The organism is candidate division WOR-3 bacterium (assembly GCA_039803925.1).
In the GTDB taxonomy this organism is placed as follows: domain Bacteria; phylum Hydrothermota; class Hydrothermia; order Hydrothermales; family JAJRUZ01; genus JBCNVI01.
Genome location: JBDRZL010000010.1, coordinates 1 through 13,141, shown reverse-complemented (window position 1 = coordinate 13,141; position 13,141 = coordinate 1). Strand labels below are relative to the sequence as shown.

9 protein-coding genes are annotated in these 13,141 nt (G+C 27.7%); 8 read left to right on the top strand and 1 reads right to left on the bottom strand.

The features are described 5' to 3' along the window. The first annotated feature begins 19 nt into the window (after positions 1-19). The 7 genes from ABIN17_05330 to lnt are packed head-to-tail and all read left to right on the top strand — an operon-like array spanning position 20 to position 10,113. Positions 20-1,216 (top strand): pyridoxal phosphate-dependent aminotransferase, encoded by a 1,197-nt coding sequence (locus tag ABIN17_05330; GenBank protein ID MEO0284480.1) that lies wholly within the window; start codon positions 20-22, stop codon positions 1,214-1,216. Then, entirely contained in the window at positions 1,213-2,361 is a 1,149-nt protein-coding gene (locus tag ABIN17_05325) for a glycosyltransferase family 4 protein (protein MEO0284479.1), read from the top strand. Before ABIN17_05330 ends, ABIN17_05325 begins: the two co-directional genes overlap by 4 nt. Beyond that, positions 2,351-3,616, top strand: a complete 1,266-nt coding sequence (locus ABIN17_05320; GenBank protein ID MEO0284478.1) for an MFS transporter — start codon at positions 2,351-2,353, stop codon at positions 3,614-3,616. The genes ABIN17_05325 and ABIN17_05320 overlap by 11 nt, the downstream gene beginning before the upstream one ends. Next, positions 3,613-5,658: a type I DNA topoisomerase gene (gene topA, locus ABIN17_05315; GenBank protein ID MEO0284477.1), complete on the top strand. Its 2,046-nt coding sequence runs from the start codon at positions 3,613-3,615 to the stop codon at positions 5,656-5,658. Before ABIN17_05320 ends, topA begins: the two co-directional genes overlap by 4 nt. A 16-nt stretch (positions 5,659-5,674) precedes the next feature. Continuing rightward, on the top strand, positions 5,675-7,672 hold the full coding sequence (locus tag ABIN17_05310; protein ID MEO0284476.1) for a methyl-accepting chemotaxis protein: 1,998 nt from the start codon (positions 5,675-5,677) through the stop codon (positions 7,670-7,672). Then, on the top strand, positions 7,665-8,645 hold the full coding sequence (locus ABIN17_05305) for a Gfo/Idh/MocA family oxidoreductase (GenBank protein ID MEO0284475.1): 981 nt from the start codon (positions 7,665-7,667) through the stop codon (positions 8,643-8,645). The genes ABIN17_05310 and ABIN17_05305 overlap by 8 nt, the downstream gene beginning before the upstream one ends. Further along, positions 8,599-10,113 carry an apolipoprotein N-acyltransferase gene (gene lnt / locus ABIN17_05300; protein ID MEO0284474.1) on the top strand — a complete coding sequence of 505 codons (1,515 nt, stop codon included), beginning with the start codon at positions 8,599-8,601 and terminating at the stop codon, positions 10,111-10,113. Before ABIN17_05305 ends, lnt begins: the two co-directional genes overlap by 47 nt. Here lnt and ABIN17_05295 read toward each other — a convergent pair. Then, positions 10,046-11,032 (bottom strand): glycosyltransferase family 9 protein, encoded by a 987-nt coding sequence (locus ABIN17_05295; protein ID MEO0284473.1) that lies wholly within the window; start codon positions 11,030-11,032, stop codon positions 10,046-10,048. The two genes, lnt and ABIN17_05295, sit on opposite strands and share 68 nt — an antisense overlap. Before the next feature lie 26 nt (positions 11,033-11,058). Here ABIN17_05295 and ABIN17_05290 point away from each other — a divergent pair, with 26 nt between their 5' ends. Continuing rightward, positions 11,059-12,579 (top strand): hypothetical protein, encoded by a 1,521-nt coding sequence (locus ABIN17_05290; protein MEO0284472.1) that lies wholly within the window; start codon positions 11,059-11,061, stop codon positions 12,577-12,579. Positions 12,580-13,141 lie beyond the last annotated feature (562 nt).

The following is a 13,141-nucleotide window of genomic DNA, read 5'->3' as shown; positions in this document are numbered from 1 at the left end:
ATTTTTTAAAATTTAAAAAATGAAAATATCAAAAAGAATTCAAGAGGCTCAATATTCTCCTATAAGAAAGTTTTATACCTTTGCTAATGAAGCAAAAAAGAAGGGTATAGAAGTTTTTCATCTTAATATTGGAGAACCTGATGTTAAACCTCCTGAAACTTTTTTTAAAGTTATAAGAGAGTTTAATAAAGAAATAATTGGATACGGCCCCTCTGATGGCATTCCTGAACTCAAAGATGCCTGGTACAGATATTATTTAAGAAGGGGATATAAAATTGAACCTGAAGATGTCCTTGTAACAATAGCAGGTAGTGAAGCACTTATTTTTTCTTTTTTCAGTACTTCTGATTGGGGAGAAGAAATAATTGTATTTGAGCCCTTTTATACAAATTATAATACTTTTGCCAAAATTGCAGGTGTTAAACTTGTTCCAATTCCGACCTCTATAAAGAACAATTTCTTACTACCTCCTGAAAAGGAAATAGAGAAATATATTAATAAGAAAACAAGAGCTATTGTTTACGCAAATCCTAACAATCCAACTGGAAAAGTTTACTCTAAGGAGGAAATAGAGGTTTTAATCAAGTTAGCAAAAAAACACAATCTTTTTATAATAGCCGATGAAGTATACAGGGAATTTGTATATGGAGATTATAAACATTATTCAATTCTTGAATTTGAGGAAATTTATGATTTAGCAATTGTGGCTGACTCAGTATCCAAAAGATATTCTCTCTGTGGAGCAAGAATTGGTGCTCTTGTTACAAGGAATAAAAAATTAAGGGAAAATATTTTAAAACTAATGCAGGCGAGACTTTCTGCTCCTCTTATTGAACAGTATGCCTGTGCTGAGGTTATTAATAAGGAGGATAAATTCATAGAAGAATGTAGGAAAGAGTACGAAAAGAGAATAAAAATGGGAATGAAAATATTAATGAGTTCGGATTATATTTTTTCCTTTGAACCACACGGCGCCTTTTATACGATGGTTGATTTAAAGGATATTAACAGTGAAAGGTATACAGAGTTCTTATTAAGGAATTTTGAAATAGAAAGGAAAACTGTAATGGTGGCACCTGGTAATGGATTTTATGTTACAAAAGGAAAAGGTGAAAATGAAGTAAGAATAGCCTTTGTTTTAAATTCAAATAAACTGGAGGTTGCTTTAAATATATTTTTAGAGGGAATTAAGAAATTTAAAGAAAAAAATAAATGAAAAATTTAAAGATTCTATTTGCTTCTGATTTTTATTATCCTTATGTAGGAGGAATTTCTGAACATATTTATCATTTAAAAAAAGAATTAGAAAAAAGGGGTCACGATGTTTATGTTTTAACATGTGGTTATAGTAAAGATGATTTTCCTGATTATAAAGATGATGAAAAGACAATAAGGATAGGAAAATCAATTCCGATTCTTTTTAATAAATCTGTTGGCAGAATTACTTTTTCTGCAAGAGGTGGAAAGAAAATAAAGGAAATAATTGAAAAAGGTAAATTTGATATTATTCATACTCATGGTCCCCTTGCCCCTATGATGCCCTATTATGCTTTAAAGTACTCCAATACCTTAAATTTTTCTACATTTCATGCTGCTCACGACCCTTCAAAACTTTATGAAATATTTAAAAGACATTTGATTAAAATCTTTGAAAAAATTGATGGAAAAATTGCTGTTTCTCCAGTTGCAAGAGACTCAATAAAGAGGCATTTCGGTGGCGAATACAGAATTATTCCAAACGGAGTTGATATTGAAAGGTTCAGTCCTTCAAAAAAGGGAGAAAGTAATTTACCAAAAAATAAAAAGATTGTTTTGTTCGTAGGGAGATTTGAGCAAAGAAAGGGTTTTAAATATTTAAGAAAAGCTTTTAAAAGAGTGATAAATGAAGTAAAGGATGCTCATCTTATAGCTGTTGGAACTGGCCCTCTATTAAGAATTGAAAAAGAAAAAGCAAAATTTGAATTGAAGGATAATGTTTCATTTCTCGGGAGAGTCTCCTTTGAAGATTTACCTAAAATTTACGCTGATTCACATGTTTTTTGTTCCCCTGCTATAGGGTACGAATCTCAGGGGATTGTTTTACTTGAAGCAATGGCATCATCTGTTCCTGTTGTAGCTTCAAATATAGAGGGTTACAGATTTGTTTTAGAAGATGGAAAGGAGGGTTTCTTCTCAGAGCCAAAAAATCCTGATGATATTGCTGAAAAATTAATCTATCTTTTGAAAAATGAGGATTTAAGAATAAGGATGGGAGAAATGGGAAGAAAAAAAGTTATAGAAAAATTTTCCTGGGATAAAATAGCATCTCAAGTTGAGTCCTATTATTTTGAAATTAAGGAGAAAATAAAAATTGAAAGATAAGGGAATTACAAAAGTTTTTAAAAACAGGAATTTTCTTTTATATTCCCTTGCTCAAACAATTTCCCTTATAGGAGATAAACTTGACCATATGGCTTTAATAGCGCTTGTTAGAGCTTACGCTTATGGACATTCGGTTGCCTTTTCACATCTTGCTTTCTTTTTTACAATTCCAGGTGTTATTTTTGGACCAATTGCAGGTATAATTGCTGACAAGATGAATAGAAAAAAAATACTTATTTTTGGTGATTTTGCAAGAGCTATACTTGTTATTATGATACCTCTTCTCGTTTTATCTTTCAGACATATATTTCCCATGTATTTTATAGTCTTTTTTGTTTTTCTTATAGGTGTTGTTTATAATGCAACAAAAATGGCTATAGTACCAGGACTTTTAAAATCAAGTGATGAAATTTTAGCAGCTAATTCAACTATAACTTTAGCTGGAAGACTTGCAACAGTTCTTGGTCTTTTTTTAGGAGGACTTATTGTAGACTGGGAAATATGGAAAAATTTTGGTATTGAGGGATGGCAAGCGGGTTTTTATCTTGATGGAATCACTTTTTTCCTTTCGGGCTTTTTTTTAATTTTTATTTTTATTCCTGACCACAGAACACATAAAAAAGAAGAACTTGCAAAATTAATAATTGAGGAGGAAAAAAATTATTTTCAAAAAACTGTTTCTGATTTAAAAGACGCCATTTCATTGATAAAGAAAGATAAAAATGTATCCTTTGTTCTTTTTTCTATTTTATTTCTTGTTTTTGTAGGTGCAAATGTATATGTTTTGATTGTTATTTTAGTTCAACAGTTTCTTGGATATGGAACAACTGGAGTTGGAAAACTTGGGGCTTTAACAGCTTTTGGAATGGCTTCAGGTGCTTTTATATTGGGTTTTCTTGGTGATAAATGGGACAGAAAAAATGTTATCATTTATTCCTTTCTTACAATCTCAGCCTTACTTATAATCTTTCCCTTTCTCAAAAAATTTGCCTATATAGGATTTTTATCCTTTTTAGGTGGTCTTTTGCTTTCACCTGTTATGATTTCTCAAGATACCCTTTTACATGAAAATGTTCCTTCAGAATTCAGGGGAAGAATTTTTGCGAGTAAGGAGTTAATTATAAATGGTATATTCCTTATTTTATCCTATATTTTTGGAATTCTTGCTGAATGGATTTATCCAGCCAAAATTATATTTTTTAACGGTTTAATTTTAATGATTTCTACTATATTTTTTCTTTTAAAAAGAAAATGAAAAAGAAAAATATTCTTATAGTGGAATCTCCGTCAAAGGCAAAGACGATTGAAAAATATCTAAAAGGTGAATTTAAGGTTCTTGCCTCAAGGGGTCATGTTAAAGATTTACCTGAAAATAAATTTGGAATTGATATAGAAAAAGATTTTGAACCAGAATTTGAAATAATAGAAAGTAAGAAAAAAATTTTAGAAGAGCTAAAAAAAGAAGCAAAAGATGCTGAAAAAATTTTATTGGGCTTAGATCCTGATAGAGAAGGAGAGGCAATTGCTTTTCATATAAAGGAGATAATTAAAAGAAGTGATGCCAAAAGAGTGCTTTTTTACGAAATAACAGAAGAGGAAGTTAAAAAAGGAGTGGAGAATCCTGTTGAGATTGATATGAATAAAGTGGAATCACAATTTTCAAGAAGAATCCTTGACAGAATTGTAGGTTATAAGGTTTCACCACTACTTTGGAAATTGATAAAAAGGGGACTATCTGCAGGGAGAGTTCAGACTGTTGCTTTGAGATTATTGGTAGAAAGAGAAAGAGAAATAGAGAAATTTATACCAGAGAAATTTTTTAAGGTTGAAGTTATATTTTTAAAAAATGGAGTTGAGTTTAAAGGTGAGATAAAAAAATATAAGGGGAAGGATGTAAGCAAAATAAAGGAAAGAGAGTTTGCAGAAGAAATAAAAAATAAAGTGTTTAATTCTCTTATAAAAGTAGAGAATGTAGAAAGTAAAATTAGAGAAATAACTCCACCTGAACCCTTTAAAACAAGCACTTTACAGGAAAGTGCTTCCAAGATTCTTTCTTTTTCACCTGGTAAAACAATGCAGATAGCACAGAGATTATTTGAAGGACTTGAAACTCCTGAAGGAAGAATAGGGCTTATAACATATCACAGAACAGATTCTGTGAGAATAAGTGAGAAAGTAGTACCTGAGATTAAAAAGAAGATAAGAGAAATTTTCGGGGAGGAATATGTTAGAAAAAAGGAGAGAGTATTTAAGGAAAAAGGGAGAATTCAGGGAGCACATGAGGGAATAAGACCTACAAAGTTAAACTTAAAACCAGAGGACCTTTCAAATTATTTAAAGGAGGATGAACTTAAACTTTATGAAATTATATATTTAAGAACCCTTTCATCTTTTTCTGAAAATGCAAAAGTAGAGTATAAAAAAATAAAGTTTATAAATGGCGAAATTGAAGGAGAAATAAAAGGTAAAAAGATAGTTTTTGATGGGTTTATGAAAATAATAGGAAAAGATTTTGAGGAAATCTATATTCCTCAGCTTTCAAAAGGGGAAACATTAAAAATAAAGGATGTAAATATTTTAGAGAAAGAAACGAATCCACCTGAAAGATATACAGAGGCTGAACTTATTAAGACTTTAGAAAAACTTGGAATTGGTAGACCTTCAACATATGCTCCAATAATTGAAATTCTTTATCAGAGAAATTATGTGGAAAAAAGAGGTAAAACTTTATTCCCTACTGAACTTGGTAAAAAAGTTTGTGATATACTTGTAAAGGAATTTCCTGAAATTTTTAATGTTGAATTTACTAAGAAAATGGAAGATTTACTTGATGAAATTGAAAAAGGAAATTTAGGGAGGAAGGAATTTCTCAAAAATTTCTGGGAAGAATTCAGTAAAGTTCTATTTAAAGTAGAGGAAAATCTTTATGGTTTGAAAAAGGAATATCTTGAAGAATATCTTGAGGAGCAATGTCCTGAGTGTGGAGAAAGGCTTTTAGTAAAATGGGGTAAATATGGTAAGTTTATTTCCTGTTCAAATTTTCCAGAATGTAAATATAAAAGGGATTATATTGAAAAGAAATTTTTGTGCCCTGAATGTAAAAAGGGTTATTTAGTTAAAAGAAAAAACAAAAAAATTTTTTATGGTTGTTCTCTTTATCCAGAGTGTAAATTTGTATCAGCTTTTCCTCCCTTTGAAAAAAGATGTCCCTACTGTTCTTTTGATTATTCTTTTAAAATTTATAAAAATAAAAAAACTTTTTATAGATGTCCCTCTTGTGGAAAATTCTTTAAATGATAACTTAAAATAATTTATGACTTTATTAAGCATTATTCATTTAATTTTAAGTGTATTTTTTTCTTTCTTGCATTACAGGTTATTAACATTTTCAGGAGAAAAGTTTTTTTCCCTTCCTCTTTTTGTTATAACTTTTCTTCTTGTGTTTTTTTTTAGATTTTTTAGATTCCCGATAAGAAACTTTTATTTTTTTTCCTTTTGTCCTGTAATATCTGCTTTCTTCTCTTACCTATCACCCTTTTCAGGAGCTTTTGCTTCATTCCTTTCAATATTTTTATTTGGACATTTCATTTTAAAAAATAGTATAGAGAGTGTCCTTTATGGTTCTTCTTCCTATCTATCAGGAGCATTATTTTTAAGTCTTATTAGATATCTAAATTTTTCGATTAATTTAAAATTGCTTATCTTTCTTATAATTACCTCTTTTTTATATCCTCTTTTTTTCTATTTTCCTCTAATATTAAAGTCAAGATTTTCATTTAAGAAACATTTATATATTCTTTCAAGAGAGATTGTTTTTCTTTTCTTTTATACTTCTTTAATTTTCTTTATTTTTAATTTCTTAAGGGATAATAACATTTATGGTTTCATTATACTTATTCCTGTTATTTTTATAAGTATATTGACTCTTAGAGATTCTTTAAAACTTGATAGGCTTTTTCTTTTACATAAAATAGAGGAAAGTCTTGCAGGTGTTTTTTCCCTTGAAAAAGCTTTTCAGGATGTAAAAAAAATTCTTTTAGATTATATTCCTTTTGATTCCATGAAAGTTTTTGTTAAAGAGAATGAAAATTTTAAGTGTATTTTTTCTGATGATAAAAATTATGTTGGAGAGATTTTTTCTTTTAATCTCTTTAATGATTTATTAAAAAATGAAAGAATTTATATTAAAAAAAGGGAAAAGGATTATAAATTTATTTCAAAGGATACTCTTTCCTTTTATGCAATATCTCTTTACAGGGATAATAAATTATCAGGTTTGATTATATTTGAATCTAAATTGGAGGATAATTTTTCTGAGGATGATAGAGAAAGACTTTTAACTGTTTCTTACTTAGTGAGCAGAATAATTGGAAGTTATCTTTCAATCCAGAAATTACCTGATCTATCAGAGACTATTAAGGATAAAACCTCAAGACTTATTGAAATGTTAAAGAATTTCTCTTCTTATACCTCGAAATTTGGTCTTTCCCTTTCCCATGTTGAGGGTTCTTTTAGAGATATACAGGACAAAATAAGTAAAAATTTTGATATTCTTGAAAATATAGCTCGTGAATTTGAGAAAGGTTCTTCTGAACTTTCTTCTTTTGTTTCCTTCTTTAGAAGCAAAAGATCTTTAGTAGAGATGATACTTTATTCCTTAAAAATTGCTGAGGAAAGTTTTGGAAAGTTAATCGAGGAGTTTAAAAGGTTAAAGGATAACATTTTTATGGTTGTAACTTTACTTGAGAAAATACAGGGTTTTGTTGAATTTATGAAAGATTATGCTTCTAAAACGAGACTTTTATCTCTTAATGCCTCTATTGAAGCAACAAGAATGGGTGAGGAAGCAAAGGGATTTTCTATAATAGCAGAAGAAATCGGGACACTTGCTCAATCAGTGGAAAATGTTATTACAAAATTGACCCATGAATTTTCTTCTACAAGCGAAATACTTGAAAATACCAAAAACTTTATTGTTGAATATGAAAAATTAATAGAAAATTATAAAAGGAAATTTACTGAATCTGGTGAAAAGGAAAAAGAACTTTTGATTAATACTCTTGATCTATTACCAAAAATTGAAAATTTACCTTTGTTTTTTGAAACTACTGTATTCAAGCTTACAGAAGTTATAAGACTGATAGGTGAGGAATTACAGGAGACTGAAACCGGTAATCAGAAAATGAAAGAGATATTAGATGAACTCAAAGAAATTAATTATCTACTTGAAAAAATTGAGAATGGAATAAATGAATGTAAGCTTATCTCTGATAGAATGAGAATTCTTGAGGAAGAGATAAGAAGTGGTTGATAACAAAAGAATAAACATTGGAATAATAGGTGTTGGTCATATTTCCCAGATAGGTTATATACCCTCAATTAAAAGATTAAGAGATAAGATAAATCTATATGCTTTATGTGATCTTGACGAAGCAAAGTTATATAAGGCTAAGGAAATACATGGTGCTGAAGCAATTTATACTGATTTTGAAGATTTACTTTCTGATAAAAATGTTGATGCTGTTATTATAACAACTCCAAATCATCTTCATTATCCAATTGCACTTGCTGCTCTCACTTATGGAAAACATATTCTCTGTGAATTACCTGTATCAATAAGACTGGAAGAGGCTTATGAGTTAAAAAAGAAGATTGCTGATACTCAAAGAATTTATATGCCTGCGATGAATTATTCTTTAAGGCCTGATATTCTAAAAATAAAGGAAATTGTTTTTGATAAAAAGGTTCTGGGTAATATCATTCATGTTAAATTTATACGAAGAAGGAAAAGATTTGAATTCTCAGGGCCTTTATGGATGCAGGATCCAAATTCAGCTGGTTCAGTTTTCCATTCAACTCTCATTCATATTTTTGAAATATATTATACATATTTTAAAACTGAACCATTAAAGTTTTTAAAAGCTTTCAAAAAGAATGAGAATGGAATTGAATGGGAGGGGACCCTTTATTTAGAACTAAAAGATAATACAGGTGTTTTAATAGAAATTTTATGGGATCCTTTTATTGAAAGTGATAAATTTCAGATTGAAATATACTGTGAAAAGGGAAATGCTTATCTTTCACCTTTTAAGATAGTTCAGAAACATTTCGGACAACTTATAGATATAACACCAAGAATAACAGAGGAAAAAAGTTTTTATAGGCTCTCCTTTGATTTACTTCTTGAGCATTTTGTTAACTCTATAACAGGAGCTGAAATTCCGAAATTCAAAATAGATGAAGGAATTAAGATTCTTGAAATTATTGAAAAAATCAGAAGTTAAAAATATTCTTTTATTTATTTTATCCTTAATTTTGCTTTTATTTTCCTTTCCTCCTTTTTATTTTTTCCCTTTTGCTTTTTTTTCTTTTATTCCCCTTTTCGTCTTATTAAAAAGGATTAGAAGAAGTTTTCTGTCAGGCTTTTTGTATGGCACTATTTTTTCTTTTTGCGAGTTGAACTGGATTTTTAACTTAACTCAAATTGAAAAGGAAGCAAGTTTTTGGATAACTCTTGGGACCTTTTTAATATTTTTAACCCATGGAGTTTATTTTGGTATCTTTACTTATTTTTTTAAAAAATTCCATAAAGAAAATTTCTCTTTTCTTTTAGTGCCCTTAATCTATACCCTTCTTGAAATAATCCGTTCAAAATCAGAAATAGGTTTTCCATGGGTAGTTCTTTTTTTATCACAGAAAAATAATTTACCTTTAATTCAGATAATTGAAATTACAGGTCCATTTTTTATAACTTTCTTGATTGTTTTTTTTAATTTTTTAATTTTCACTTTAAAAAAATTATACATAGCTTTTTCTATTTTTTTAATTTTTTTACTTCATATTTTTGGAATTTATCTTTTAAAAAAAGAAAATAGGGAATTTAGAAAAATTGAGATAGCTCTTTATCAACCTCACATACCTCTGAATTATTCTCAGAGAGAGGAATTTAAAATAGCAGAGAAGATATATGATTCTCTTTCTGTTAAAGGAGTTTTAATTTCTATATTTCCTGAATCCTCTATTCCTTCTTTTGCAAGATATGATACAAATGTATTGAAAATTGTCAGTAATTTTACAAAAAAAACTGAAAGTTATCTTATTTTTGGTAATGCCGATGCAATAAAAATTAAAGGAAAATACAGATTTTTTAATACTGCTTTTCTTGTAAATAAAAAAGGAGAGCTTATTGATTATTACCATAAAACCCATCTTACACCTTTTGGTGAGGCTTTACCCTATGATGAGATTTTTCCCTTTTTAAGAAAACTTGATTTCGGACAGGGAAATTATTCAAGAGGGAAAACTTTGAGATTGTTTAAAATTGAAGACTTTTTAGTATTTGTTCCGATATGTTTTGAATCAATTTTTACTGAAATTTCAAGGGAAGCTGTTAAAAAAGGTGCTAATTTACTTATCAATATAACAAGTGATGGTTGGTTTGGAAAATCTCTTGGTCCAAAAGTTCACAGAGACCTGGCAATTTTCAGGGCAATAGAAACAAGAAGATATCTTGTAAGGTCAGCAAGAAGTGGGATAAGTTGTGTTATTGATGAAAAGGGCAGAATTCTAAAGGAAATTCCTCTCTTTAAAAGGGGTGTTATTAAAGGTGAGGTAAAAATTTTTTCTGATGAGACTATTTATGTTAAATACGGTTATTTAATTGATATTTTTTATTTTGTTTTTTTTATTTTTTTAATAGTTCTAAGGAAATTTCAAAAATTTTTTCAGGTTCAAAAAGGCTTAAACATTTAAAATCTTTTCTTTTACAGTAATTTAAATTTTTTGTTTCACAGGGATGACATTCAAGAGTAGGTTTTATAAACTTATGATTTTGAAAATCAGGTGGTGTCCAGTTTAAAGGGTTTGTATGGGTAAAAAGTGTTAAGGTTTTAGTTTTTTGTGATACTGCTATATGTTTAGGACCTGTATCAGGACCTATATAAAGTTTTGAATACTTTAATATAAAAATCAGTTCCCTTAAATTTGGAGAGAATATAAATTCTGGCTCTATTTTACATAATTTTTTAATTTCTAAAAATTTCTTTTCTCCCATTCTATCAAATATAAAAAAAACATTAAATCCTTTTTCCTTGAATTTATCATTTAAAAAGGAAAAAATGTAGGAGGGAAAATCTCTTACTTTGCCTCTTGCGTAAGGGAAAATTGTGATATAATCTTTTTTTAATAAGTCTTTGAATTTCCTTTTAAAAACTTTTTCTTCTTCCTTATAAAGATAGGTTTCTGGCAAAGGATTTTCAGGTTGATTTTCTATATTTAAAAGTTTTAAAAGTTTTAATCTATGTTTAACTGTATAAGTGGGTGAGGGATCAAAGGGTATTTTTAAATTTAAAAAGGGGATTTTCTTTTTAAAGCCCATTCTATATTTTGGTCTTAAAAGAGCAAAAAGAATAAGTGTCATAGAGTTTCCCATCATATCAACAAAGAGGTCACATTTTTTAAAGAGAAGTTCTAAAAGATTTTTTTTAGGAAGGATTTCGTCTATATAAGGGTTTGCTATGAGGACATCTTTATTTGAGGGTGATGTTAAGACTTTTAAATTTACATTTTTAAAATTTTCTTTTATTATTCTAAAAAGAGGTGTGTCAAGAATAAGGTCTCCAAGTCCTTTCCATCTGAAAAAGATAATATTTTCAAAATATATATCTGTCATAGTGATTTTTATTTTATAATAAATTTATGGAAAATAAAAATTTTTTTCTCTTTATTTTCCTTTTTATTTTATTTTCTTTTTTTTCTCTTTTTGCACCGATAACAGATGATGAGGGTATTCCTTTAAATGGTTCAATAGTTTTGCTTGAAGGGAAAGATATTTATAAGGATCTTGTTAAAATAGAAGGACCCTTAACTTTTTTGATAAATTTACCTCTTCTTAAATTTTTGCCTCAGAACCTTCTTTTCCCGAGGATTTTTACATCACTTTTAGTTTCAATATCTTTTCTTTTTATTTTTCTTTTATCAAAGGAAATTCTAAATAAAAAATTTTCTTTATTATTTATTTTTTTATTTTCCATTAGTACTTTAATATTAACGGGTATTATTCCTTCACATAAGTGGTATTCTTTTATTTTAAATGTTTTCTCTGTTTATTTTATTTTAATTTTTATAAAAAATAAAAATTATCTTTTTTTATTTCTATCAGGGCTTCTTACAGGTCTTAATTTACTTACAATGATAAATAACGGTTTGTTTAATTTTTTAAGTTTAGTAATATTTTTTTTGATAAAACATAAAAAAGATTTTTTTAAAATTTTAATGATATTTTGTTATGGTTTTTTATTACCTCTTGTATTATGGTTTTCCTATGCATTTTATAGAGGTATCCTTGATGATTACTTTAGAAGTATTTACATTTATGTAATTAAGGGAAGTTATACAAAGGCTCAGTGGAATTATAACAATGACTGGTTCAATTATTTCAATAATTTTAAAGATTTTTATCTTAATTTAATAAAATTAAAGATTAATCTGATTTACAGTGATTTTATTACATTTTTTGTGAATATACTTCCTCCTTTTATATATTTTATTTCTTTTATAAATTTAAAAAAGGAAAAGAACTCTTATTACTTTCTATTTCTTATAACAGGTTTTTTTCAGTTTATTTCAATGTTTATTCAGGGGCCAAATGTGATGAGGGGTATTTACAGTTTAGGGATTGGTTTTTTGTTGATGTGTTATTTTTTAGAAAGAATATATAAATCAGGATTAAAAAAATTCTTCTATATACTTTTACCTGTTTTAATTTATTTTCCTTTTAGATTTTTAACTCATGCAGAATTTTTGATAAAGGGTAAGATTTTTTTTAGTGATAAAAGGTTTTTAGTTTTTGTAAAGGAGGAAGAAAAGAAGGGGTATATGGAATTAAAGAAGTTTTTCAAAGAGAATACAGAGGGAAAAGGTGAGGTTTTTTTTCTTGATAATGGAACGATATTTTATTTTCTTTATGAAAAAGAAATACCTGTAAGGTATGATTTTATTGAGCCATATTTTTTGCCCTTTGAGTCAGAATTAGAGATTGTTGAATATTTAAATTTAAAGAAAATTAAGTATGTTATTCATACAGAAAATATTTTTTATCCAAAGGATTGGGAAAAAAGTTATATATATAATTTTGTAATAAAAAATTATGAAAAAGTAAAGGAAATTGATTTTGGGGAGAATAAGGTTGCAAAGATTTATAGAATTAAAATAAAATAAGTGTATTTTTGCTCAAATAACTTCTAAGGAGGGTATTCCCCTTAATGGTTCTATTATTTTACTTTAGGGTAAGGATATTTATAAGGACCTTTTTAAATTGGAGGTTCCTTTTAATTTTTTAGTTAATCTTCCTATTCTTTATTTTTTTTTAAAAATCTTTTATTTCCGAGATTATTTACAGTTTTATTGATAGCAATTTCTCTTTTTTTGTTATATCAAAAGAAATACTGGTTTATAATACCAATTCACAGGATTTATTCATTTTATTTCTGCTTTTATTCAGGGACCAGATGCAGCAAGATGGCTTTTTAGTTTGGGGATAAGTTTTTGCTTTTAACTTATTTTCTTCAAAAAATATATAAAACCAGAAGAAAAGTGTGGTATATTTTTTACCCTTTTTACTACATTTTCCTTTAAAATTCATAACTAATACATAATTTGTGATATTTGGAGGCGGAATAGTTGCAGAAATTTATAGATTTAAAGGTATTTAATGGTTTAAAATTAAAAATTGAAAATCTTAATAACAGGAGTTGCCGGTTTTATAGGTAAAAATCTTGCC